The sequence below is a fragment of the Castellaniella caeni NBRC 101664 genome, from assembly GCF_001592225.1.
Taxonomy (GTDB): Bacteria; Pseudomonadota; Gammaproteobacteria; order Burkholderiales; family Burkholderiaceae_B; genus Castellaniella; species Castellaniella caeni.
Map to the genome: position 1 here is coordinate 188,220 of NZ_BCWN01000004.1, position 22,383 is coordinate 210,602.

General features: G+C 63.7%; 23 protein-coding genes and 2 pseudogenes. 14 read left to right on the forward strand and 11 right to left on the reverse strand.

All coding sequences use genetic code 11. The features are described from left to right. Positions 1–209: 209 nt before the first annotated feature. A pseudogene (locus CCA01S_RS15985) lies at positions 210–341 on the forward strand (ABC transporter substrate-binding protein); the annotation flags it as partial. Positions 342–437: 96 nt separating this feature from the next. Here the strand turns inward: CCA01S_RS15985 and clpB are convergent. Beyond that, positions 438–3,029, reverse strand: a complete 2,592-nt coding sequence (gene clpB, locus CCA01S_RS04265; RefSeq protein WP_066454536.1) for an ATP-dependent chaperone ClpB — start codon at positions 3,027–3,029, stop codon at positions 438–440. A gap of 306 nt (positions 3,030–3,335) precedes the next feature. On the opposite strand from clpB, the gene CCA01S_RS04270 reads away from it, so the two are divergent. Beyond that, on the forward strand, positions 3,336–3,761 hold the full coding sequence (locus CCA01S_RS04270; protein ID WP_066454537.1) for a hypothetical protein: 426 nt from the start codon (positions 3,336–3,338) through the stop codon (positions 3,759–3,761). A gap of 29 nt (positions 3,762–3,790) precedes the next feature. On the opposite strand, the gene CCA01S_RS04275 is transcribed toward CCA01S_RS04270, so the two are convergent. Both CCA01S_RS04275 and CCA01S_RS04280 read right to left on the reverse strand, forming a co-directional pair. Continuing rightward, on the reverse strand, positions 3,791–5,011 hold the full coding sequence (locus CCA01S_RS04275) for a type II toxin-antitoxin system HipA family toxin (protein WP_066454538.1): 1,221 nt from the start codon (positions 5,009–5,011) through the stop codon (positions 3,791–3,793). Beyond that, on the reverse strand, positions 5,008–5,319 hold the full coding sequence (locus CCA01S_RS04280; RefSeq protein ID WP_066454540.1) for a helix-turn-helix domain-containing protein: 312 nt from the start codon (positions 5,317–5,319) through the stop codon (positions 5,008–5,010). Before CCA01S_RS04280 ends, CCA01S_RS04275 begins: the two co-directional genes overlap by 4 nt. Before the next feature lie 246 nt (positions 5,320–5,565). Between CCA01S_RS04280 and CCA01S_RS04285 the strand changes: the two genes are divergently transcribed. The 7 genes from CCA01S_RS04285 to radC all read left to right on the forward strand — a co-directional run bounded on the left by CCA01S_RS04285 (position 5,566) and on the right by radC (position 11,701). Continuing rightward, positions 5,566–6,723: a cytochrome P450 gene (locus CCA01S_RS04285; protein ID WP_066454543.1), complete on the forward strand. Its 1,158-nt coding sequence runs from the start codon at positions 5,566–5,568 to the stop codon at positions 6,721–6,723. Between the two features lie 218 nt (positions 6,724–6,941). Beyond that, positions 6,942–7,772, forward strand: coding sequence for a class II glutamine amidotransferase (locus CCA01S_RS04290; protein WP_066454544.1), 831 nt, complete (start codon positions 6,942–6,944; stop codon positions 7,770–7,772). A gap of 45 nt (positions 7,773–7,817) precedes the next feature. Beyond that, a complete protein-coding gene (locus CCA01S_RS04295; RefSeq protein WP_066454547.1) occupies positions 7,818–8,003 on the forward strand; it encodes an oxidoreductase-like domain-containing protein in 186 nt (61 codons plus the stop codon). 121 nt (positions 8,004–8,124) lie between these two features. After that, the gene (locus CCA01S_RS04300) at positions 8,125–8,364 is read left to right on the forward strand and encodes a DUF2249 domain-containing protein (protein WP_043681763.1); all 240 of its coding nucleotides are present in this window, start codon (positions 8,125–8,127) and stop codon (positions 8,362–8,364) included. 223 nt (positions 8,365–8,587) lie between these two features. Continuing rightward, a complete protein-coding gene (locus CCA01S_RS04305; protein WP_066454549.1) occupies positions 8,588–9,790 on the forward strand; it encodes a tyrosine-type recombinase/integrase in 1,203 nt (400 codons plus the stop codon). After that, positions 9,787–10,851, forward strand: coding sequence for a PDDEXK nuclease domain-containing protein (locus CCA01S_RS04310; RefSeq protein WP_066454552.1), 1,065 nt, complete (start codon positions 9,787–9,789; stop codon positions 10,849–10,851). The genes CCA01S_RS04305 and CCA01S_RS04310 overlap by 4 nt, the downstream gene beginning before the upstream one ends. Before the next feature lie 340 nt (positions 10,852–11,191). Then, positions 11,192–11,701 carry a RadC family protein gene (gene radC, locus CCA01S_RS04315; protein ID WP_008643200.1) on the forward strand — a complete coding sequence of 170 codons (510 nt, stop codon included), beginning with the start codon at positions 11,192–11,194 and terminating at the stop codon, positions 11,699–11,701. 41 nt (positions 11,702–11,742) lie between these two features. On the opposite strand, the gene arsH is transcribed toward radC, so the two are convergent. The 8 genes from arsH to CCA01S_RS04355 are packed head-to-tail and all read right to left on the reverse strand — an operon-like array spanning position 11,743 to position 17,500. Beyond that, the gene (gene arsH, locus CCA01S_RS04320) at positions 11,743–12,465 is read right to left on the reverse strand and encodes an arsenical resistance protein ArsH (RefSeq protein WP_008643201.1); all 723 of its coding nucleotides are present in this window, start codon (positions 12,463–12,465) and stop codon (positions 11,743–11,745) included. Then, positions 12,458–12,880 carry an arsenate reductase (glutaredoxin) gene (gene arsC, locus CCA01S_RS04325; protein ID WP_020203139.1) on the reverse strand — a complete coding sequence of 141 codons (423 nt, stop codon included), beginning with the start codon at positions 12,878–12,880 and terminating at the stop codon, positions 12,458–12,460. Before arsC ends, arsH begins: the two co-directional genes overlap by 8 nt. Positions 12,881–12,894: 14 nt before the next feature. Continuing rightward, on the reverse strand, positions 12,895–14,007 hold the full coding sequence (arsB, locus tag CCA01S_RS04330) for an ACR3 family arsenite efflux transporter (RefSeq protein WP_008643204.1): 1,113 nt from the start codon (positions 14,005–14,007) through the stop codon (positions 12,895–12,897). Next, the gene (arsA, locus tag CCA01S_RS04335) at positions 14,004–15,770 is read right to left on the reverse strand and encodes an arsenical pump-driving ATPase (RefSeq protein WP_066454556.1); all 1,767 of its coding nucleotides are present in this window, start codon (positions 15,768–15,770) and stop codon (positions 14,004–14,006) included. Before arsA ends, arsB begins: the two co-directional genes overlap by 4 nt. 13 nt (positions 15,771–15,783) lie before the next feature. After that, a complete protein-coding gene (gene arsD / locus CCA01S_RS04340) occupies positions 15,784–16,143 on the reverse strand; it encodes an arsenite efflux transporter metallochaperone ArsD (RefSeq protein WP_066454557.1) in 360 nt (119 codons plus the stop codon). Positions 16,144–16,184: 41 nt separating this feature from the next. Further along, positions 16,185–16,682 (reverse strand): arsenate reductase ArsC, encoded by a 498-nt coding sequence (locus tag CCA01S_RS04345; RefSeq protein ID WP_008643209.1) that lies wholly within the window; start codon positions 16,680–16,682, stop codon positions 16,185–16,187. 11 nt (positions 16,683–16,693) lie between these two features. Further along, positions 16,694–17,140 carry an ArsI/CadI family heavy metal resistance metalloenzyme gene (locus tag CCA01S_RS04350; RefSeq protein WP_066454559.1) on the reverse strand — a complete coding sequence of 149 codons (447 nt, stop codon included), beginning with the start codon at positions 17,138–17,140 and terminating at the stop codon, positions 16,694–16,696. 12 nt (positions 17,141–17,152) lie between these two features. Further along, positions 17,153–17,500, reverse strand: coding sequence for an ArsR/SmtB family transcription factor (locus tag CCA01S_RS04355; RefSeq protein WP_020203137.1), 348 nt, complete (start codon positions 17,498–17,500; stop codon positions 17,153–17,155). A gap of 324 nt (positions 17,501–17,824) precedes the next feature. Between CCA01S_RS04355 and trbL the strand changes: the two are divergent. The 5 genes and pseudogenes from trbL to CCA01S_RS04385 form a co-directional block, all read left to right on the forward strand. Further along, a pseudogene (trbL, locus tag CCA01S_RS04365) lies at positions 17,825–18,982 on the forward strand (P-type conjugative transfer protein TrbL); the annotation flags it as partial. A gap of 18 nt (positions 18,983–19,000) precedes the next feature. Continuing rightward, positions 19,001–19,705, forward strand: a complete 705-nt coding sequence (trbF, locus tag CCA01S_RS04370) for a conjugal transfer protein TrbF (protein ID WP_011716365.1) — start codon at positions 19,001–19,003, stop codon at positions 19,703–19,705. After that, positions 19,702–20,694, forward strand: coding sequence for a P-type conjugative transfer protein TrbG (gene trbG, locus CCA01S_RS04375; RefSeq protein WP_011716366.1), 993 nt, complete (start codon positions 19,702–19,704; stop codon positions 20,692–20,694). Before trbF ends, trbG begins: the two co-directional genes overlap by 4 nt. A gap of 2 nt (positions 20,695–20,696) precedes the next feature. Next, positions 20,697–21,977 (forward strand): TraB/TrbI/VirB10 family type IV secretion system protein, encoded by a 1,281-nt coding sequence (locus tag CCA01S_RS04380; RefSeq protein ID WP_011716367.1) that lies wholly within the window; start codon positions 20,697–20,699, stop codon positions 21,975–21,977. Next, positions 21,974–22,219: a DUF2274 domain-containing protein gene (locus CCA01S_RS04385; RefSeq protein ID WP_011716368.1), complete on the forward strand. Its 246-nt coding sequence runs from the start codon at positions 21,974–21,976 to the stop codon at positions 22,217–22,219. Before CCA01S_RS04380 ends, CCA01S_RS04385 begins: the two co-directional genes overlap by 4 nt. Positions 22,220–22,383: the final 164 nt, after the last annotated feature.

Sequence of the window (22,383 nt, forward strand, 5' to 3'; positions counted from 1 at the left end):
TTTGAATTGAGAGATCGGCCTTGTCGCCAATGCCCCCGGCCTCGCGTTCCGGATGCCCCCCATTTCCAGCAAGGCACGATAGAAACGGCGACGGGCAGTGGAAAAGGCTTGCGTATCGCGGCGTTCGTCAGCGGTCTCCAGTTCCTGCATCGCATTGTGCAATCGGGCCGCCTGTTCCTGGTTCTCATGGCCGCATGATCAACAGCGTGTATCTGGCGCAAGTCAAGACCCCCGCAGAATCGAAAGGCAAATGGGACTATTACAAGATCCTGAAGACCATGCCGGGCGAACAGGTGTACACCACACCAGAAGAATCGACTTGCCCCATCTGGAAGCAATAAGCACTGCGCTGCAGCCAGCTGCGTAGGCGCAAAAAGGGGGCAGATGAAAATTCCATCGCCCCCTTTGTCCGACTGAGCCAACAGGCAGGTCGCGATTTACTGCAAGGTGCGCTCAAAGACGAAGTGCTCGCCGTCCCAATCGACGGGAACCACGTCGCGCGGGCCGAACTGGCCTTCGAGAATGAGCCGCGCCACCGGGTTCTCGACATACTGCTGGATGGCGCGCTTCAGGGGCCGGGCGCCGAACACCGGGTCGTACCCCACCCGGGCCAGTTCCTTGACCGCCGCCTCGGTGACCTCCAGGCGCATGTCCTGCTGCGCCAGACGTTCGGCCAGCCGCTTGAGCTGGATGCGGGCAATCGGCGCAATGTGGCTGGCATCCAGGCCGTGGAACACCACGATCTCGTCGATGCGGTTGAGGAATTCGGGCCGGAACGCCGTCTTCAGTTCGTCGCGAATGACTTCCTTGACCACGTCGTACGGCTGGTCGGTCATGTTCTGGATGTGCTGCGAGCCGATGTTGGACGTCATGATGACCACCGTGTTGCGGAAGTCCACCGTGCGCCCCTGGCCATCGGTCAGGCGGCCATCGTCGAGCACCTGCAGCAGCACGTTGAAGACGTCCGGGTGCGCCTTCTCGATCTCGTCGAGCAGGATCACGCTATAGGGCTTGCGCCGCACGGCCTCGGTGAGATAGCCGCCCTGCTCGTAGCCCACGTAGCCCGGCGGCGCCCCGATGAGACGCGCCACCGAGTGCTTTTCCATGAATTCGCTCATGTCGATGCGCACCAGATGGCTGTCGGAATCGAACAGGAAGCGCGCCAGCGCCTTGGTGAGTTCGGTCTTGCCCACGCCCGTGGGGCCCAGGAACAAAAACGAGCCGTACGGGCGGTTGGGGTCGGCCAGGCCGGCACGCGAGCGGCGGATGGCTTCGGACACCAGGCGAACGGCCTCGTCCTGCCCCACGACACGCTCGTGCAGCACGGCCTCCATGCCCAGCAGCTTGGCGCGCTCGCCCTGCATCATGCGCGACACGGGGATGCCCGTGGCGCGCGACACGACTTCGGCGATTTCTTCGGCGCCCACCTGGGTGCGCAAGAGGCGCGGCTTGCCGGACTCGCTTTCCTTGGGGGCCGATTCGGCCGCCTTCAGGCGCGCTTCGAGTTCGGGCAGGCGCCCGTACTGCAGTTCGGCCAGCTTGTCGTACTGGCCCTTGCGCTGCAGCTCGGCCATCTCGGCGCGCACCTGGTCGATTTCTTCCTTGACGGCCTGCGACCCCTGCACCACTGCTTTTTCGGCTTTCCAGACCTCTTCATAGTCGTTGTATTCGCGCTGCAGGGCCTCGAGTTCTTCTTCGATGGCCTTCAGACGCCGCTCGGAGGCCTCGTCGGTATCCTTGCGCACGGCTTCGCGCTCGATCTTCAGCTGAATGATGCGCCGGTCGAGCTTGTCCATCACCTCGGGCTTGGAGTCGATTTCCATGCGGATGCGCGCCGCCGCCTCGTCGATGAGGTCGATGGCCTTGTCGGGCAAGAAGCGATCGGTGATGTAACGGTGCGAGAGTTCGGCCGCGGCCACGATGGCCGGATCGGTGATCTGCACGCCATGGTGCAGTTCATAGCGTTCTTGCAGGCCGCGCAAGATGGCGATGGTGGACTCGACGTTGGGCTCGTCCACCAGCACCTTCTGAAAGCGGCGTTCGAGCGCGGCGTCCTTCTCGATGTACTGGCGGTATTCGTCGAGCGTGGTGGCGCCCACGCAGTGCAGCTCACCGCGCGAGAGCGCCGGCTTGAGCATATTGCCGGCGTCCATAGCGCCTTCGGCCTTGCCCGCGCCCACCATGGTGTGCAGCTCGTCGATGAAGACGATGGTCTGGCCTGAATCCTGCGACAGTTCTTTGAGTACGGCCTTCAGGCGTTCTTCGAATTCGCCGCGGTACTTGGCCCCGGCCAGCAGGCCCGCGAGGTCGAGCGCCAGGATGCGCTTGCCTTTGAGCGTTTCGGGCACTTCGCCATTGACGATGCGCTGGGCCAGGCCTTCGACGATGGCGGTCTTGCCCACGCCCGGTTCGCCGATGAGCACGGGGTTGTTCTTGGTGCGGCGCTGCAGGATCTGGATGGTGCGGCGGATTTCGTCGTCGCGCCCGATGACGGGGTCAAGCTTGCCTTCGCGCGCCCGGGCGGTGAGATCGAGCGTGTATTTCTTGAGCGCCTGGCGATTGTCTTCGTCGTCGGCCCCCGACACGCTGGCCCCGCCACGCACCGCCTCGATGGCGGCCTCAAGGGCCTTGCGCTGCAGGCCCGCCTCACGCAGCGCGCGGCCCACCTCGCCCTTGTCGTCGGCCAGGGCCAGCAGATAGAGCTCGCTGGCAATGTAGGTGTCACCACGCTGACCGGCTTCTTTGTCGGTGCGTGCCAGCGCAGCCTGCAAGTCGCGCCCCGCCTGGATATTACCTTCGGTGCCTTCTACCGTGGGCAGCGCCTTGAGCTGGCGGTCGAGCTCGGCCTGCAGGCGCGGCACGGCCACGCCCGCGCGCGCCAGCAGGCTGGACGAGCCGCTGTCGGTGTCGGCCAGCAAGGCCAGCAGCAGGTGGACGTTTTCGATATAGGGGTGATCGTGGCGCACCGCGAGGCTCTGGGCATCGGCCAGCGCCTGCTGGAACTTGGTCGTCAGTTTGTCAAATCGCATGAGTGATCCCTTAGTGGGAGGGGGCATCACGCCCCGATATTCGATACATGCGGTCGGTCAGCCGGTTTTCAAGCACAGGCCCCGCAAATAGACACGCCTGACTGACGAGCCATGAATCTGATTTCAGTGTACTCATCTATCCAGCGTCGGGCCTAATGCCTTAGGCACTTTTTTGTCCGGGCGGATGCACAATGATCCAGCAGGCAGCTTGCACACACATCGCTGCGCGAACATGTCGCCATCGACATGTGCTCGCCAAGCCGCCTGCGACAGGCATCGTGCCTGTCATCATCACAGGAGCAACACGTGTCTTTGGTGGCCTACAAAACATTGGAAGCCGTCAACCTGGGCAAGCTTCCAGTACGCAGCATCGACGATCTGGAATGGATCATGTCCGAGGGGCTGTATGTGCAGCTGTTCAGCGCCGACGGCCAGCGCTCGGTGGACGTACGCTGCGACCTGCTGCTGGAGGCCATGAACGCCTGCGCCGTCCTGGCCCAGGCCTGCGGCCTGGATGCCACCACCTTGGGCGAAGTGCTGGATCAGGCCGACATTGCGCGGCGCCATCCAGAAACCATTTTCGCCCAGCACTTCGTCGCCAGCCACATCCCCGACGCCTACTGGCGCCCCAAGCTGGCGCACATCATCGAACTGGCCCCCGAAGGCTCAGGCACCCGCGAGGCCCTGCGCTACCTGCTGGCCACGGTTGAATTGCGTGACGTGCTGTATTAAAGCGGCTGTATCAAGAAACAGCAACGCGCTCACCCAAGTAAACCCCGGCACGCATCGACATCCGCCGCCATCCGCCGTGCCGTCGCACGACGAATCGGAAACGCATCCAGCCGCTGCGCGAAAGTGCCTGCCTGCGCGAGCATCTGATCAATAAGCGCCCCGGCCGTTTTCAAAGACACACCACCTTCCGATGCCAGGCGCAGCATATGCTGTCTTTCTACGGCAGCACCTTCACCGCAAATATCCATATGATGCTGGCCCATCGGGCCATCGCTGAACGTCAGGTCGAAGGCAGGCGCCAGACGCCAGCGCCGATCTTGCCCAAGACACCAGGCAAAGTTCTTTGGGTGATCATCGCGATTGTGAAACAGCACGTTGAAAACCACCCGAGCGTAGGCTTTGCATACCTCGCGCTCATCGCGGGTCAATAAACGGGTAGCCCGCAAAAAGGCGGTGTAATCGGTGCTGCCTGGCAGGCGAAAGTCTATATGCAGCAGTCCCGCCAAGCTATGCATCGGCACGCGCACGGCCTGCTGGCGATCGAAACGCGCCACGCCGAAAGCCGCCAGTTTGGGTGACAAATCGAACCACCTGCTCGTTGGCATATCCAGACCGCAATCACGGGCCAGCTGAGCGTACATCTGCTCGATGGCACAGACCTCTTTGTGCTCGTCTTGAGCCGGAAACTTCACCAGCCAAGGGACACCGGGGGCACCGCTGCGCGTGCTGACATTGCCAGTCGCGGCATCGTATTGCACCATGGCCTTGGGCCGTGCCCCCTGTGGCGAACCACCCGCAAGCGCCAGTTCACGCAAAGCGACGTTTGCTTCTCCCGTCAGAGCCCGATCACTTTCCTTGGCGAGGGTCGACAAATCCCAATCCGGTTCTGACGCATCAAGCCCTGCGGCTGGGGCAAAGCGCAGGGCGCCCACGGCGCGGTCGCCGATAAAGGCCAGACGATCCAGAGGCCCCGGGTGACGCAACCCTTGTTGACGAAACAGCCGATCCATCAGCAACACCCCCCAGCCATCGGGCAGACTGTCCGCGATCAGGCCAGGCAGGCGGTGCAGATACTGCGGAAAGTCGCCATACGCGGCAGCACGAAGCTTGAGGTGCAAAGGCGAGAGCTCCAGCCCCTGGGTCAGCGCCTCAGGCGCATATTCGAACAATAGCGTGGCACCATCGTCTGCCAGGTGGCCCAACAGCCAATCTTCGTCCCAGCCACAGTAGTAAACAGCCAGCTGCTTCATGGGGTTCTCCGGCGAGGTGCCCGCTGCCGCTGCTTGACGGATTCGGCCTGTGCCATCTGGGCGATGGACTGACGCTTGAGCACAAACACGTCATCCAGCTCATCTGCCAGCCCCAGCGCCTGCACCACGCGAACCAGCGTTTCAAGCGAAGACTGGCCATTGCCCTCTAGCTTACGCAACGCCCCAAGCGAAAGGCCCGCCATCTGTGCAAGCTCGCGCTGCGGCAAGCCCTGAGCCAGCCGCTGCGCACGCAAGCGCCGACCCAGAGCTTGAAGAATTTCTTCTGCAGAACAAAGCGTAAGTGTCATTAAAAATACTTTTGTATGTATAGATCGAACTTAAGTGACACTATACTAGCTCTTATAATATTGCCTGCCAACCGCCCCTTCGCTGACGGCGCAATGCCCACAAGCAACGCAGCCATATTCTTGAGCAAAATCAAACGTCAGCCAGATAAACTTTTAAATTGCACTTCGATCAAATCTTGCCCGGCAGGCAGGTGCTACAGTCGGCTCGACCTTGTCCAAGGCCACTGATTTCCTCCGAAGACAGCCATGACACCCTATCAAGACTGGGATCCCCGCGCCCCCGAGGTGCTTGCCGACCCTATCGCCGCCTACGACCGCATGCGCGAGCGCTGCCCGGTGGCTCACAGCGACTATCTGCACCATTCGGTCTTCCGCCATGCCGACGTGATGCGCATCCTGCAAGATCACACCACTTTCAGCAGCCAGGCCTCGCGCTTCGTCTCGGTGCCCAACAGCATGGACCCGCCCGAGCACACGGCCTACCGGGCCGCCATCGAACCTTATTTCAACGCCACACGCATGGCCGAGTTCGAGCCCACCTGTCGGCAGATCTGCGCCGAGCTGGTGGCCGCCCTGCAGCACAACGCCAGCACCGAGATCATGTTCGGCCTGGCGCACCCGTTCGCCTTGCGCATGCAGTGCGCCTTCCTGGGCTGGCCCAAGACGCTGTACGAACCGCTGCTGCAGTGGATCAACAAAAAGAACGTGGCCACGCTCTCGGGCGACGCGCACGCCATCGCCGCCGTGGCCACCGAGTTCGACCAGACCATCCGCGACCTGCTGAAGGTGCGCCGCCAGGCGGGCGACCAGGCACCCGACGATGCCACCACGCGCCTGATGCACGAAACCGTCAACGGCAAGCCGCTGACCGAAGAAGAAATCGTCAGCATCCTGCGCAACTGGACCGTGGGCGAGCTGGGCACCATGGCCTCCAGCGTAGGCATCATCGCCTACTATCTGGCAGCCCACCCGGCGCTGCAAGACCAGCTGCGCCACGACCCCAGCCTGGTGCGGGCGGCCAACGACGAAATCCTGCGCATCCACGCGCCGCTCATCGCCAACCGGCGCACACCCACCTGTCCGGTACGCGTGGGGGCGGCGCAGATCCAGGCAGGCGAGCGCCTGACGCTCATCTGGGCCTCGGCCAACCGCGACGAGGCCGTCTTTGGCGACCCCGATGAATTCCGCCTGGACCGCGACCCCGCACTCAACCTGCTCTATGGCGTGGGCATCCACGCCTGTCCGGGGGCGCCACTCGCCCGGCTCGAACTCGAAGCCATGATCCAGGCGCTGCTGGCGGGCACCCGGCACCTGGAGCCCAGCGACGAGCACCCACCCATGCCCGCCATTTACCCGGCCAGCGGCTATCGGCAAGCCATTTTGATGATCCGGCACGACGATTAGGGCGGACATGGCCGCAACCGTGGCGCCTGGGGCACACTGCATAAGCTCATGCGGATTTTCCATACCAACTGACGGTGATATCGGCGCCAGGAAGGCTACAATTTCAAGCATGAACCATTCAGGGTGACTCGCACCCCGACCGCCCGCTTCGGCAGGTGGCAATCCAGCGACGAGCACGCCGGGCGCGAGCATCCCGATCTTCTTGAGACCAGCCTGCCATGTGCCAGCTACTGGGCATGAATTGCGCCACGCCCACGGACATCACCTTTTCGTTTACCGGCTTTGCCGCGCGCGGCGGCAATACCGATCACCACGCCGATGGTTTCGGCATCGCGTTCTACGAAAATCGCGGCGCGCGCTGCTTCATCGACAACACCCCCTGCTGCCAGTCGCCAGTGGCCGAACTCATCAAGCGCTACCCCATCAAGTCGCGCAACGTCATCGCGCACATTCGCAAGGCCACGCAAGGGGCGCTCGAACTCGAAAACTGCCACCCCTTCGTGCGCGAACTGTGGGGGCGGCACTGGCTGTTTGCCCACAATGGCGACCTCAAGGCATTCGAACCGGCCTTGCGAGGCGACTATTCACCCGTCGGCCAGACCGACAGCGAACGCGCCTTCTGCTTCATGATGGAAGGCCTGCGCGCCCGCTTCGGCACGCACGAGCCCGACGATGCAGCCCTGTTCGCCGCCGTGGCCGAGCTGACGGCGCAGCTGACCCGCTACGGGGTGTTCAATTTCCTGCTCTCCAACGGGCGCTGCATGCTGGCGCACTGCTCGACCCGGCTGGCCTACATCACCCGCGCCTGGCCGTTTCAGGTGGCACACCTGGTCGATACCGGCACCTCGCTTGATTTTTCCCGAGTGACGCAGCCCGGCGACTGCGTGTCGGTCATCACCACCAAGCCGCTCACCGACAACGAAACCTGGACACCGTTCAAAACGGGCGAGCTGCTCATGTTTGCCGATGGCCGCCGACAGCACAGCGAGCAAATCGCCATCCCCGAAGCCATCCAGCGCGCCAACCGCGAAAACCTGGCCTGCGCCTGAGAGCGCCCCGCCGGCCTTCATCGCCAACCCATCATCCAGCGCACCATGAGCACTACCATCGAAACCGACGACCCGCGCCCGGTCGAACCCATCGAACCCGATCTGAACGAGTGCTGCGGCAACGGCTGCTGCCCGTGCGTCTTCGACACCTACGCCGATGAAAAGCGCGCCTGGCAACAGGCGGTCAAAGAATGGGATCTGCGCCACGCGAAACCGGCGCAGGCCGACTGACCTGCCGGGTTCCCTCGCTGGGCATAGGGTTCCTGCCGCGTTCACGGGGTCGCGTTCCTATAATCAGAAGCTCGACTCACCTCATCAGGAATGACGCACCGTGGCTTCTGACGCTATCCCCATGTTTGCCGAAAACACCTACCCCCTCGATGCCCGCGGCATCGCCAAGCGCTTTCGCCACGCCGCCATCTTCGGCGCGCTGTCGGCCCTGCAGCCGGGCGAAACCATGCGCTTCTGCAACGATCACGACCCCCTGCCGCTTCTGCAGCAGCTAAAGAACCACTTCGGCGAAAACATCCAGTTTGAATACCTGGCCCGCAATCCGGGCGAAATCGTCATCGATTTCCACATCGTGCCCTGAGCCCCCTCGCCCGGCCACACCGCCGCCTCTTGCAGGCGGCTTTTTTATTTCAGGATGACTCCAGTACCGCACTTTGCTGGACTACGCCACAGCCATATACAGCAGGTTTATCAATGACTTAGGCGAGTTCAACATATGCCGGTGCTTTCTGAAACTTGACCCGGCTTCCCTTCTACTGGCTCCTACGAGGCTCCTGGGAATCGGGTCTTTCCGAGGAGTCATCATGGCTAAGATCAAGCTCACCAAGTCCGCAGTAGATGCGGCACAACCCCAAGCGCAAGCCATCGAGCTGCGCGATACCCTTGTTCCCGGCTTCCTGTGCAAGATTACGCCGGCCGGTCGCAAGGTGTTCATGCTCCAGTACCGAACGAACGCCGGCGAGCGACGCAAGCCGGCCCTGGGCCTGTTCGGCGAGTTGACCGTTGAGCAGGCCCGCTCGCTGGCGCAGGAATGGCTGGCCCAGGTGCGCCGGGGCGGCGATCCGGCAGCGGACAAGGCCGAGGCACGCCAGGCACCCACCGTTGAGGAATTGTGCAAGAAGTTCATGGAGGACTACTCCAAGAAGCGCAACAAGCCCAGCACCCGAGTCGGCTATCAAGGCGTCATCGACCGCTGCATCATCCCGCTGCTGGGCCGCAAGAAGGTTCACGACGTGAAGCGGCCGGACGTTGCCGGACTGATGGAGAAACTTTCATACAAGCAGACCGAGGCGAACAAGGCGTTCAGCATCCTGCGCAAGATGTTCAACATGGCGGAGGTGTGGGGCTATCGGCCAGACGGCACCAATCCTTGCCGCCATGTCCCGATGTTCCCTGCCGGCAAGTCCACCCATCTCATCAGCGACGACGACATGGGCAAGCTGTTCCGGCAGCTCGACAAGATCGAGGTCGAAGGGCTTGAGAACTACGTCATCCCTCTGGCGATTCGCCTGCAATTCGAGTTCGCCGCCCGCCGCTCCGAAATCGTCACGCTCGAATGGGAATGGGTCGATCTGGAGAATCGGCGCGTCGTCTGGCCCGACAGCAAGACCGGCGGCATGTCCAAGCCCATGAGCGAGGAAGCCTACCGGCTGCTTTCGACGGCACCGAGACAGGAATGCAATCCCTATGTGCTGCCGTCGCCACGCCATCCGGCGCAGCACCTGACCACAGGCGAATATTACGGAGGCTGGTGCCGCGCGCTCAAGGCGGCTGGCGCGACGCACGTGGGGACGCATGGCATCCGCCATCGCTCTGCGACCGACATTGCCAATTCAGGTATCCCGGTCAAGGTCGGCATGGCGCTGACGGCGCACAAGACCGTCGTGATGTTCATGCGCTATGTCCACACCGAGGACGATCCAGTGCGCGAGGCGGCCGAACTGGTGGCGAACCGGCGCAAGGCGATTACCGGCGCCAAGCAGCCTCCTGCGGAGGCGACAGCATGACCAGGCGACGGTCATCTGTGGCATCGCCCGCAGCACCGTCGGCGCTGCTGGGCGACATTCGGGCACTGATCGAGGCGGCACGCAAGCGCGCCGCCTCGACGGTGAATAGCGAGCTGACGATGCTCTATTGGCGCATCGGCCAGCGCATCCGCACGCAGGTCTTGGACGGGCGCCGGGGCGCTTATGGCAAGGAAGTCCTGCCCACCCTGGCGGCGCAGTTGGTGAAGGAGTACGGCAGCAGCTTTGCCGAGCAGAACCTGCGCCGTATGGTGCAGTTCGCGGCCACCTTCCCCGACGAGCAGATTCTCGTATCACTGATACGAGAATTGAGCTGGACGCACTTCATCGCCCTGATGCCGCTGAAAGACCCGCTCCAGCGGGACTACTACGCGCAGATGGCGAGTGCCGAACGCTGGAGCGTGCGCACGCTGCGCGAACGCATCGACTCGATGCTGTATGAGCGCACGGCGCTGTCCCAAAAGCCGGGCGAGACGATCGCACAGGAGTTGGCGAAGATGCGCGATGCGCAGCGCATGTCGCCCGCTTTGGTCATGCGCGACCCGTACATCCTCGACTTCCTGGGGCTGCGGGACACTTGGCAGGAAGGCGACTTGGAGGCGGCGATCATCCGCGAAATGGAGTCTTTCTTGTTGGAGCTGGGCGCGGGTTTCAGCTTCGTGGCCCGGCAGAAGCGCATCCAAATTGACGGCGAGGATTTCCACCTTGACCTGCTGTTTTACAACCGCAAGCTGCGGCGGCTAGTGGCAGTAGAGTTGAAGGTCGGCGAGTTCAAGGCGGCTTTCAAGGGACAGATGGAGCTTTATCTGCGCTGGCTGGACAAGCACGAACGCGAGCCGGAGGAAGCCTCCCCGCTGGGGATCATCCTTTGCACTGGCAAGAAGCGCGAGCAGATCGAATTGCTGGAGCTGGACAAGTCGGGCATCCACGTCGCCGAGTACCTGACCGCCTTGCCGCCGAGGGGCGTGCTGGTGGAGCGGCTACAACAGGCAACGCAGCGGGCGCAGTTGCAGATCGAGCAGCGCAAGACCGACAACGAGTAGCCCTGCCCCAAGCAGTCGGGCGTCCCGGCGTGCCGCCGTCGGGTTCGCGGGCTGCGCCCCGCGCTTCGTGCCGAATCGCGGCCATCCGGCTTTGGCCCCTGCCGCCTCCGGCCCTGCCGGGCCTGCGTGCTTCGCTTGCCCAAAAGACGACAGTGTGCAGTGGGCGGGGTGTGGGCGGTCTTGCTGTTCCCTTCACCGTATCACGGCGTTCTCGCCGTCAAGGGCGGCGCGTGCCATGCACGCTTGCGTCCTGGCGGCCGTCTGCGACCCCTGACTGCTTGCGCTGCGCCGTGCTGGCCACGGTTCCGGGCAATTCCGCCCGAGCAACCGGAGCACGATCATGTCGCAACTGTCCTTTTCCTCGTTCGATGCCTCGCTGATGGTGCGCGATGCACAGGGCCGCTACCTGCTGGCGACGGCCGACCAAATTCTGGAGGCCGCGCGCCAGGCCATCGAGTACAAGATGCAGCGCGGTGCGTCGTTCAGTTCGCCGGTGGCGGTCAAGGAGTACCTGAGCGCCAAGTTGGCTGGTTTCGAGCATGAAGTCTTCGCTGTGCTGTTCTTGGATACGCAGCATCGCCTGATCGAATACAGCGAGCTTTTCCGAGGCACCATCGACAGTGCATCGGTGTATCCACGCGAGCTGGTCAAGGAGGCGCTGCGGCTCAATGCGGCAGCGGTCATCGTTTCGCACAACCATCCGAGCGGCAACCCCGAACCGAGCGGCGCCGACAAGGTACTGACCCAGCGGCTCAGGGAGGCGCTGGCGCTGGTGGATGTCCGCACGCTGGATCACATCATCGTGGCGGGTGGCAGCACCATATCCTTCGCCGAACGCGGTCTGATTTGACCGAGGGGGCTTCGGCCCCCATTTTGCTGCGATGGCGGCTCTCAGATCGCTGCTTGATTGACGCGCCGGCTCAGGGCTTCGGCGCTTTCCTTGCGTTCGCTGTAGCGATCTACCAGATATGGCGCCACGTCGCGCGTGAGCAGCGTGAACTTCATCAGCTCTTCCATCACATCCACGATGCGGTCGTAATAGGCCGAGGGCTTCATGCGTCCCGCTTCATCGAACTCCTGGTATGCCTTGGCGACCGAAGACTGGTTTGGGACGGTCAGCATCCGCATCCAGCGGCCCAACACGCGCATTTGGTTAACGGCGTTGAAGGACTGCGATCCACCCGACACCTGCATCACCGCCAACGTCTTGCCCTGTGTCGGGCGCACCGCGCCGACCGACAGAGGAATCCAGTCTATTTGGGTCTTCATCAAGCCGGTCATGGCACCGTGGCGCTCGGGCGAACTCCACACCATGCTTTCGGCCCATTGCACCAGTTCGTGCAGTTCCCTGACCTTTGGGTGATCGTGAGGCGCGTCATCCACCAACGGCAGGCCCGAGGGGTTGAACATCCGTGTCTCGCCGCCGAGCGCGCTCAGGATGTGTGCCGCTTCTTCAGCAGCCAGGCGGCTGAACGAGCGTTCGCGCAGCGAGCCATAGAGCAGCAGGAAGCGCGGCGCGTGGGTGGCACGCTCGGGTGCCATTAACCGCTGGGCATCGGGTTGCTGGAACAGCGCGGTGTCGATATTGGGTAGGTCGATTCTGGATTCAGACACGGCGGCCTTCCGCATTCACGACGGCTTCGCCGTCTTCCTTGCTGAATGCACCGCGCTGCGGCTGGGGCAGGATGTCCAGCACCGCTTCCGAAGGTCTGCACAGCAGTGCGCCCAGCGGCGAGACCACGATGGGGCGGTTGATGAGGATGGGGTGCTGGAGCATGAAGTCGATTAAATGTTCGTCGCTCCATTTGGAATCATCCAGGCCCAATTCCGCATAAGGTGTGCCTTTCTCGCGCAGCACCGCACGCACTGGCACACCCATCGCAGCGATCAGCGTTTTCAGCGTCTCGCGGTCGGGCGGTGTTTTCAAGTATTCGATGATGGTCGGCTCTTCGCCGCTGTTGCGAATCAAGCCCAGCACGTTGCGCGACGTACCGCAGTCGGGGTTGTGATAGATGGTGATCTGGCTCATGCCATTGCCTCGGTTCAGGGATTCGTGGGGTTGGCGGAATACATGCTGGCGCCCTTGAGCCGCCACCGGCGGCCCAACCGCAAGGCGACATGCACCAGCAGGATGAGCACCGGCACTTCCACCAGCGGCCCGATCACCGTGGTGAAGGCGACAGGCGAAGCCAGGCCGAACGACGCAATAGCCACGGCGATGGCCAGCTCGAAGTTGTTGCCTGCGGCAGTGAAGGCGATGGCGGTGGTGCGTGGGTAGTCGGCCTGGATCAGCCGGCCCATAAAGAAACTGATGAGGAACTGGATCACGAAGTAGAGTGTCAGCGGCACGGCAATCTTTAGCGCGTCCATCGGCAGGCGCACCACGTCGGCACCTTTGAGGCTAAACATGGCCACGATGGTGAACAGTAGCGCCGCCAGCGTGATGGGACTGATCCGCGGCAGGAATGCACGCTCGTACCAGTCCTGGCCCTTGCGTCGAATCAGCGAGCGCCGGGTCAGGTAGCCGGCCAGGAACGGGATGCCCAGGTAAATCAGTACCGCCTCGGTGATCGTCCAAAAGCCCACGTCAATGACGCTGCCTTGCAGGCCGAACACAGGCGGCAGCACCGACAGGAAGAACCAGGCATAGGTCGAGAAGAACAGGATCTGGAAGATCGAATTGAAGGCGACCAGGCCCGCGACATACTGGTTATCACCACGCGCCAACTGGTTCCACACAAGCACCATAGCGATGCAGCGTGCCAGTCCAATCAGGATCAGGCCGGTCATGTATTCCGGCTGGTCGCGTAGGAAAATCACCGCCAGCACGAACATCAGCACCGGCCCGATGATCCAGTTTTGCACCAGTGACAGCAACAGCACGCGCCGGTCGGCGAAGACCTCGTGTAGCGTCTCGTAGCGCACCTTGGCCAGCGGCGGGTACATCATCAGGATCAGGCCGATGGCGATCGGGACGTTGGTCGTGCCGATCGAGAGCGCATTGAGCGCATCGGGCAAACCGTCGAAGAACGTACCCAATGCAACACCCAGCGCCATCGCGGCGAAAATCCAGACGGTGAGATAGCGATCTAGGAAGGACAGGCGCGATGGCGTGTTCAGCATCGAATGCCCGCTTTGGGGGCTGTCGTGATTCATGAGGTTTTCCTGTTTGCCAAAGCCCGCAGACGCTCCACTCCCACCGGCTCTTCGGTCAGAAGCGGCACGACAGCATGGCGTCGGGCATGTTGTGTGGCCACGGCGTCGATTTCCCGCAACTCGTTGCGTGCACGCTGGCGCAGCAGCGGGGAATGCGGATGTGCGGCCGCCACGCTGTTGTTAACGATCCAGGCCCACGGCTCGATGCCCGCGCGGCGCAGGTCGTCTTGCAGGTTGGCCGCTTCCAGCACGGGCGTGGTTTCGGCCAGGGTGACAATGAGCACCTTGGTCTGCTTCGGATCTTGCAACTGCATCATCGGCGTCGTGAAATGAACGCCCGTCTCACCCATCTGCCGGGCGATGTCGCGGTGGTATGCGCCGGTGGCGTCGAGCAGCAGCAAGGTGTGGCCTGTGGGCGCGGTGTCCATCACCACGAACTTTCTGCCCCCTTCGCGGATGGCACGGGAGAATGCCTGGAACACCGCGATTTCCTCGGTGCAGGGCGAGCGCAGGTCTTCTTCCAGCAAGGCGCGGCCTTCGGCATCGAGCTGCGCGCCCTTGGTGTCCATCACATGCTGGCGATAGCGTGCCGTGGCTTCCTGGGGGTCGATGCGGCTGAGAGCCAGATTGGGAAGCGAACCTTCCAGCGTGTCGGCCAGATGCGCAGCCGGGTCGGAGGTGGTCAGATGCACGGGCAGGCCCCGGCCCGCCAGCTCCACGGCAATGGCAGCGGCCAGCGTGGTCTTGCCCACGCCGCCTTTGCCCATCACCATGACCAGACCGTGCCCATCGGCAGCGACTTCATCGACCAGGGCGGATAAGTCCGGCGCATTGATCTGGTCGGGCAGCTCGATGGCATCGGCGCCATATGTGGCGTCGGTATCGACCAGCAGATGGCGCAGAGCGTCGAGGCCCACGAGGTTGAACGGCTTGAGCGCGATCTGATCCCGAGGCAACGCCTGGAGGACAGACGGAATGGCGGCCAGCGTAGCCTGCTCTTTTTCGTAGATGGCAGCGGCAAGCGTATCGGTTTCGGCCTCGCTGGCAGGAAATACGCCGTTGATGACCAGGTGTTGCTGTGACAGGCCGATAGCGGCCAGTTCTTCATGGGTGCGGGCCGCCTCGCGCAGCGTGGGGCGCTGCGCACGGGCAACCAGCACTAGACGAGTGCGCAAGGGATCGGCCAACGCCTCTACCGCAGCCTTGTACTGACTGCGCTGTTTTTCCAGGCCCGCCAGCGGCCCCAGGCACGACGCATCGCCTTTGCCTGCTTCCAGAAAGCCACTCCATGCGCCCGGCAGTTGCAGCAGGCGGATGGTGTGGCCGGTAGGGGCTGTGTCGAAAATGATGTGCGCGTAATCCTGCGTCAGCGCCGCATCGGTCAGCAGGGCCGTGAACTCATCGAAGGCGGCGATTTCCGTGGTGCAGGCACCCGACAGGGATTCTTCGATGCCATCCACTACCGCATCGGGCAACACGCCTCGCACTGGGCCGACTATGCGGTCACGGTACGCTTGCGCGGCTGCCTGCGGGTCGATTTCCAGTGCCCATAGATTCGGCACGGCGGCAATCGTCGTGATGTGGTTTCCGATGCGTTCGCCGAAAACCTGCCCCACGTTGGAAGCCGGGTCGGTACTGACGAGCAGCACACGCTTGCCCTGGGTCGCCAGTTGCACGGCCGTTGCGCAGGCGATGGAGGTCTTGCCGACGCCCCCTTTGCCGGTGAAAAACAGGAAGCGAGGCGGCTGGGTCAGAAAGTGCATGGGATCTCCTTGTTCAGCAGCAGCGGCCGCCAGAGCAGCAGGCATTTTGGGCTGGCGAGGCTTCGGGCGCCTCGATGCCAGCCCAGCGGGTCAATTCGCTTCGGCTGGGGTAGCGGCCGGCCAAGGCCACCTCACCATCGACCAGAACCAGGGGCAGCGCCTCTTGGCCCGAGCGTTGCAAAAAGCCTTTCACAGTCGGGTTTTCGGCGAAAACGAGGGGTTGCTGTGCCAGGTTGAAGCGTTCGACCTGAGCACCGTTTTGCTTGGCCCAATCCACATCGGCGGCGAAGTTCACCAAGTTTTGATCCACTTCAACGCCACATACGCCAGTGCTGCAACATAGCGCCGGGTCGAAAATCTGGATGTTTGGCATGGGGTGTCCTTTCAAATTGGTTGTTGATGAAGTGACGCTCTTCACTCTTGGCCGATGTTTCGCAACTCGCGTTGCAGCGACATGGCGTCCAGGCGTTGCAGTGGCAGCGAGAGAAACAGCTCGATGCGGCGGCGCAAGATCAGCGCGGCATCCTTGAACGCTTTGAGTCGTTGTTCTTCGCTGCCTTCGACGGCTGCCGGATCGGGCACGCCCCAGTGAGCCGATACCGGCTTGCCCGGCCAAAACGGGCACGCCTCGCCAGCGGCGTTGTCGCAGACGGTAAAAATGAAGTCGAACACCGGCGCCCCCGGCGCTACGAACTCATCCCAGCTTTTGCTGCGGTAGCCAGTCGTTGGCATGTGCAGCCTCTCCAGCGTGGCGAGCGCCAGCGGATGCACTTCGCCCTTGGGCTGGCTACCTGCCGAGTACGCCCGAAAGCGCCCTTGGCCCAGTTTGTTGAGGATGCCTTCGGCGAGGATGGAGCGTGCGGAATTGCCCGTGCAGATGAACAGTGCGTTGTATGCGGCCTCTGTGGTCATGGTGTGCTTTCTCAACAGCAGGAAGAACGGGGGCTTGCTGTGCAGCAAGCCGGTGCGGTGATCGGTGTCGTGACTGAGGCCGCTTCATGGAAGACCGGGATGCTGCCTAACGTGTGGAAGTGCTCCCAGGCAATACCCTGCGGATCGGTGACCCAATGCTTCTCGCTGCGTGCGTAGCAGCAGGTGGTCGTGCCTTCGTCGAGCAACTTCATGTCGGCGGCTTGTGCGCGGAGTTTCAGGGCGGCCAGTTCCTCGGCGTCGTCGGTCTGGATGCCCAGGTGGTCGATGCCCGGCTTGCTGCCGCGCGTGGAGATGGCGAAGTTGACCGGCGGGTCTTCGAGCATCCACTTCGCGTAGTCGCCTTCGACGCGCGCAGGCTGCGCCGCGAATAGTTGGGAATAGAAGCCGATGCTGCGGTTCAAGTCATCGACGTGCAGGTGGACGTGGAAGCGCTTCATGGAGAGTTCCTTTCAGCAGGAGGCACAGGTGGAGGGAGATTCAGTGACTTCGCATACGCCGCCCTGGCAGCAGTGCTCGGTCATGTAGCCAAGCAGACTGTTCATCTGCGCGAAGTCGGCGCGATAGATCAGGTTGCGCCCTTGCTGTTCGATGGTGACGAGGCCAGCGTGAGCCAGCTCCTTCAGATGGAAGGACAGAGAGTTGCGGGCCACGTCGAGCTGGTCGGCCAAGACGCTGGGCGTCAGCCCCTCGGGGCCTGCGACGACCAGGGCGCGGAACACGCGCAGGCGTTGGGTGTGGGCCAGGGCACCGAGGGCGGAAACAGCTTGATCTTCGTTCATGGTTCGATAATACAACATTTATTGAATCATTGTGCAAGAAACCAGCAAACAGAACCTCGTGCCGCCGTCGGGTTCGCGGGCTATGTCCCGCGCTTCGTGTCGAATCACGGCCATCCGGCTATGCCCCCTGGCGCCTCCGACCTGGGTGCTCTGCTCGCCTAAAACCGACGCATATGGAGGTGCAAGGGAGGCGGTCTTGCTGTTCCCTTCATCGTGCCACGGCGTGCTCGCCGTCAAGGGCTGCGCGCCGATGGCGCTTGCGTCCTGGCGGCCGTCGTTGCCCCCTGACTGCTTGCGCTGCGCCGTGCCACGGAAGGGTCGGGCAATTCCGCCCGGCAACCCTTCATCATCGGCAACTTCAACTGGCTGGCGAGCATCGTGTTCCGCTCGTTCGCCGGCCTGGGAATCACGGCCACCGGATCGGCCATCACGATGGAGAATTTTCTTCAGCCGGGGCGGCTGGCGAAAACCGGCATTGACGCAGGAGCACCGATTCTGGAACAGATCGGGGACATGGCCGGGTTCCCCGAGGTGTTCGTGAACATCGACCCCATCGTGGTGATGTTCCTCGCCTGGCTGGTGGTGATCCTCTGCTTCTTCGTGCTGGCGGTGCAGCTTTTCATCACGCTGATCGAGTTCAAGCTGACCACGCTCGCCAGCTTCGTGCTGGTGCCGTTCGCGCTGTGGAACAAGACGAGCTTCCTGGCGGAAAAGGTGCTCGGCAACGTGGTGTCTTCGGGCATCAAAGTCTTGGTGCTGGCCGTCATCGTCGGCATCGGTTCGGGTCTGTTCGCCGAGTTCCAAGCGCATCCCGATGAACCATCCATCGACCATGCGCTGGTCGTGATGCTGGCCTCGCTCGCGCTGCTGGCGCTGGGCATCTTCGGCCCCGGCATCGCCACCGGCCTGGTGTCCGGTGCGCCTCAGCTTGGCGCGGGCGCGATGGCCGGTGCTGCTGTCGGCGCTGTCGGCACGGGCGTCGCCATCGGTGCCGCCGCGACCGGCGTGGGCGCCGCCGTAGCCGCCGGGGCACGCATGGCGCCAGCCGCCGCGAAGCTGGCCGGTGCCGGGGCGCGTGCCGCCACCTCAGCGGCTGGCAACGCGCGGTCGGCGTTCCAGGCGGGTTCCACCGCTGCGGGCGGCGGGGCCAAAGGCGCGGCGGCTGGCCTTGGCAATGTCGCCAAGACCAGCGCACAGGCCGCCAGCCGCCGCGTCGCTTCTGGTGCTTCCGCAGCAGGGCAGAAGATGACCAGTTCCTTTCGTGCCGGCTGGAACGGATCTTCGGACGATGCCGGTGCAGCCGCGGCGGGCCAATCCGCCGCAAGCGAGGCCGCAGACGGCGCTGCCAACTCGCAGAAGCAAGAGCAACCCGCCTGGGCCAAGCGGATGCACCGCCGCCAGCAGATCACCCATGCCGCGACCACCACCGCCCACACGCTGCGCGGTGGCGACGGCGGCGGCTCAGGGCAAGGCCCGAGCCTGCGCGATTCCGATACCTGACCCTCAAGGAGAACACCCATGCGATTCAAACGACCGCAGGTGCGCTACGCCGATACGCCGCAGCCTGCCACCCCGTATCAAGCCGCCGCCCAGGTGTGGGACGAGCGTATCGGCTCGGCCCGCGTGCAGGCCAAGAACTGGCGGCTGATGGCCTTCGGCTGCCTGGTGCTCGCGCTACTGATGGCCGGTGGCCTGGTATGGCGCTCGGCGCAGTCCATCGTGACGCCTTACGTCATCGAGGTCGATCAGGCCGGACAGGTTCGCGCCGTGGGCGAGGCCGCCACGCCGTACCGGCCCGCCGATGCGCAGATCGCGCACCACCTGGCACGCTTCGTCAGCCTGGTGCGCTCGCTGTCCATCGACCCCATCGTCGTGCGGCAAAACTGGCTCGATGCCTACGACTACACCACCGACCGGGGCGCGGCCGTGCTCAACGACTACGCCCGCACCAATGATCCATTCGCTCGCATCGGCAAGGAATCGGTGACGGTGCAGATCACCAGCGTGGTGCGTGCCAGCGACACGTCTTTCAACGTGCGCTGGACGGAGCAACGGTTCGTCAATGGCGCACCCGCTGGCACCGAACGCTGGAACGCCGTGCTTTCCACCGTCCTGCAAACCCCGCGCACCGAACAGCGCCTGCGCAAGAACCCGTTGGGTATCTACGTCAACGGCCTGTCGTGGAGCCGCGAACTGGATTCTTCCGAAGGAGCCAAGCCATGAACCTGCCTTTCCGCTTTCACGCTTTGCCGTTGATCCTGCTTGCCCTCGCGGGCTGCGCCTCGCAGGGCAAGCCGCCGCCGACCATCTCACTTGATGAGTCAGTGCTGGCCCAGCCGCTGCCCGAACCGCTCGCGCCGGTGGAAGTCGTCGCCGTCCCCGAGCCGCTGGCGTTGCCGGCGCAGTTGAAGCCACTGCCGGAGGTCGATGCGGCCCCGGCTGCGCCGGAGCCAGCCGACGAGAAGGTACGTGTTTCCCGTGCCAACGCCGAGGCACGCATCGCACCCACACGCGAGGGCTACGTCAATGCTATCCAGGTGTGGCCTTTCACCGATGGTGCGCTTTATCAGGTCTATGCCTCGCCGGGGCGCGTGACCGTGGTTTCGCTCCAGCCGGGCGAGGAACTGGTGACGGTCGCCGCCGGCGATACCGTGCGCTGGATCGTGGGCGACACGTCCAGCGGCAGCAGCGACGCGCTGCGCGTTAATGTGCTGGTCAAGCCCATCCGCTCGGGCCTGAAAACCAATCTGGTCATCACCACCAGTCGGCGCACCTACCTGCTGGAGCTGACCTCAACGGAAAAGGCATGGATGGCCTCGGTATCCTGGGACTATCCACGCGACCGGATGCTGGCCTTGCAGCGCCAGTCGCAGGCGGCCAGCGCCGCCGCGCCAGTCGATACCGGCCTGGCGTTGGAGAAGATCCGCTTCCGTTACGCGGTATCGGGCAGCAACCCGCCGTGGAAGCCGCTGCGTGCCTTCGATGACGGCGAGAAGGTCTATATCCAGTTTCCGGCGGGCATTGCCCAGGGTGAGCTGCCGCCGCTGTTCGTCATCGGCGTGCAGGGCGACGGGCAACTGGTGAATTATCGTTTCCGCTCGCCGTACTACATCGTGGATCGCCTGTTCGGCGCGGCCGAACTGCGGCTGGGCGGCGATGGCGGCGACGTGGTGCGGATCGAGCGCACCGATGGCGTGGCGCGGAGGAACTGACCATGAGCCAGGATGACACTCCCGACCTCGCCGCTCCGCCGGCGGGCAAGGTGGCGCCCGAGGCTGTGGCGCTGCGTGCCCAGCCGCGTCCGGTCACGCGCCTGAACCGGCGCACGCTGGCCATCCTCGCGGGCGGCCTGTCGGTCGCCGTGCTTGGGGCCACGATCTGGTCGCTGCAACCGCATCGGCGCGGTACGGGCGAGCAAACCGAGCTTTACAACGTCGATCGCGTCTCGAAGTCCGAAGGGCTGGATGCGCTACCGACGGACTACTCGAAGCTGCCGCCAGCCTTGCCGCACGATGTACCCGAGCTGGGGCCGCCGCTGCCGGGCGACCTCGGCCCGGCCATCGTGAAGTCGCAGCAGCCGGTGACAGCCGCCTACGCGGCTCCCGGCCACGACCCGAACGATGCGCTGCGCAAGGAAGCCGAAGCTGCCGCAGCATCGTCCGTGTTCTTCCGCTCGGGTGCGCAGGCGGCCGCGCCGGTCGCGCAGTCGCAGGCCGCCACCGCGCCGGGCTTCGCCGCCAATGCGGCGTTCGACCCGATGGCCGCCGGGCCGGCCTCGACGGCGGCCCAGCCTGCCGATCCGACCGCCGTGCAGAACCGGCAAGACCAGAAGGAGGCTTTCCTGAAAGGCGGCTCTACGGAAACCCGCAATTCCGGCAACCTGACCCTGCCGGCTTCGCCGTATCAGGTCATGGCCGGAACGGTGGTTGCCGGAGCGCTGGTGACGGGCATCAAGTCGGACTTGCCCGGCGACGTGATCGCCACTGTGACAGAGCCGGTCTATGACACGGCCACCGGGCGTTTCCTGCTGATCCCGCAGGGTTCGCGCATCCTGGGCAAATACAACAGCCAGGTCAGTTACGGGCAGAGCCGCGTTCAAGTCGTCTGGAATCGGATCATTCTGCCGGACACGTCTTCGTTGACGCTCGACAATCTGGCCGGCGCAGATCCGGCCGGCTATGCCGGCCTGGAAGACGATGTGGACTACCACTGGGGCCGCATCTTTGCCGGTGCGGCGCTGACGACCCTGCTGGGCGTCGGCGCCGAACTGGCCGCGCCGGAGAATCGACAAGATGGCGATCGCGTCATCATCGCCGGGCGTGACAGTTTGCAGGACACGGTGAATCAAATCGGCCAGGAAGTGACCCGGCGCAACCTCAACATCCAGCCCACCTTGACCCAACGGCCCGGCCTGCCGGTGCGGATCATCGTCAACCGCGACTTGGTGTTGCGGCCGTACCAGCCGCTGTTCTTCAATCGGGGGACTTCACGATGAGCACAACCAAGAAGCTGCGGCTGGGGCCGCTGCCCAAGACCGAAAGCGTCAAGCTCACCTTTGCCTGCCCGGCCAGTCTTAAAACCGACCTCGACCGCTACGCCGCGCTGCACGCGCAGGCGTATGGCGAGGCAGTCGATGCGGCGACGCTGATCCCGCACATGCTGGAAGCGTTCATGGCGGGGGATCGGGGATTCAGAAAAGGAGGGGCAGGCAAGGCCGCCCCGCCGAAGCCGAGTTGACGATGCGGACGCCTCTACCATCCGCCCACGATGAAAGCGCAGCCCAAGGGCTGCGCTTTCGCTTTGAGCGGTGGCTTGCGATAGGCCGGGCTATGATAGCGGTGCGACCTTGCCCGCTCCGCCGCTCCTAGGCTTGCTACCGCGAAGCGCCTATGCGGCACCTA

Excerpts from the sequence above, each read along its gene's own strand:
- arsC (WP_020203139.1), bottom strand. The coding sequence starts at position 12,880 with ATGAGCCAGATCACCATCTATCACAACCCCGACTGCGGTACGTCGCGC.
- arsB (WP_008643204.1), bottom strand. The coding sequence starts at position 14,007 with ATGAATCACGACAGCCCCCAAAGCGGGCATTCGATGCTGAACACGCCA.
- CCA01S_RS04350 (WP_066454559.1), bottom strand. The coding sequence starts at position 17,140 with ATGAAGCGCTTCCACGTCCACCTGCACGTCGATGACTTGAACCGCAGC.
- CCA01S_RS04380 (WP_011716367.1), top strand. The coding sequence starts at position 20,697 with ATGAGCCAGGATGACACTCCCGACCTCGCCGCTCCGCCGGCGGGCAAG.
- CCA01S_RS04275 (WP_066454538.1), bottom strand. The coding sequence starts at position 5,011 with ATGAAGCAGCTGGCTGTTTACTACTGTGGCTGGGACGAAGATTGGCTG.
- arsD (WP_066454557.1), bottom strand. The coding sequence starts at position 16,143 with ATGCCAAACATCCAGATTTTCGACCCGGCGCTATGTTGCAGCACTGGC.
- CCA01S_RS04310 (WP_066454552.1), top strand. The coding sequence starts at position 9,787 with ATGACCAGGCGACGGTCATCTGTGGCATCGCCCGCAGCACCGTCGGCG.
- CCA01S_RS04290 (WP_066454544.1), top strand. The coding sequence starts at position 6,942 with ATGTGCCAGCTACTGGGCATGAATTGCGCCACGCCCACGGACATCACC.
- CCA01S_RS04295 (WP_066454547.1), top strand. The coding sequence starts at position 7,818 with ATGAGCACTACCATCGAAACCGACGACCCGCGCCCGGTCGAACCCATC.
- radC (WP_008643200.1), top strand. The coding sequence starts at position 11,192 with ATGTCGCAACTGTCCTTTTCCTCGTTCGATGCCTCGCTGATGGTGCGC.
- CCA01S_RS04300 (WP_043681763.1), top strand. The coding sequence starts at position 8,125 with ATGTTTGCCGAAAACACCTACCCCCTCGATGCCCGCGGCATCGCCAAG.
- trbF (WP_011716365.1), top strand. The coding sequence starts at position 19,001 with ATGCGATTCAAACGACCGCAGGTGCGCTACGCCGATACGCCGCAGCCT.
- CCA01S_RS04355 (WP_020203137.1), bottom strand. The coding sequence starts at position 17,500 with ATGTTGTATTATCGAACCATGAACGAAGATCAAGCTGTTTCCGCCCTC.
- arsA (WP_066454556.1), bottom strand. The coding sequence starts at position 15,770 with ATGCACTTTCTGACCCAGCCGCCTCGCTTCCTGTTTTTCACCGGCAAA.
- trbG (WP_011716366.1), top strand. The coding sequence starts at position 19,702 with ATGAACCTGCCTTTCCGCTTTCACGCTTTGCCGTTGATCCTGCTTGCC.
- CCA01S_RS04285 (WP_066454543.1), top strand. The coding sequence starts at position 5,566 with ATGACACCCTATCAAGACTGGGATCCCCGCGCCCCCGAGGTGCTTGCC.
- CCA01S_RS04280 (WP_066454540.1), bottom strand. The coding sequence starts at position 5,319 with ATGACACTTACGCTTTGTTCTGCAGAAGAAATTCTTCAAGCTCTGGGT.
- CCA01S_RS04305 (WP_066454549.1), top strand. The coding sequence starts at position 8,588 with ATGGCTAAGATCAAGCTCACCAAGTCCGCAGTAGATGCGGCACAACCC.
- clpB (WP_066454536.1), bottom strand. The coding sequence starts at position 3,029 with ATGCGATTTGACAAACTGACGACCAAGTTCCAGCAGGCGCTGGCCGAT.
- CCA01S_RS04385 (WP_011716368.1), top strand. The coding sequence starts at position 21,974 with ATGAGCACAACCAAGAAGCTGCGGCTGGGGCCGCTGCCCAAGACCGAA.
- CCA01S_RS04345 (WP_008643209.1), bottom strand. The coding sequence starts at position 16,682 with ATGACCACAGAGGCCGCATACAACGCACTGTTCATCTGCACGGGCAAT.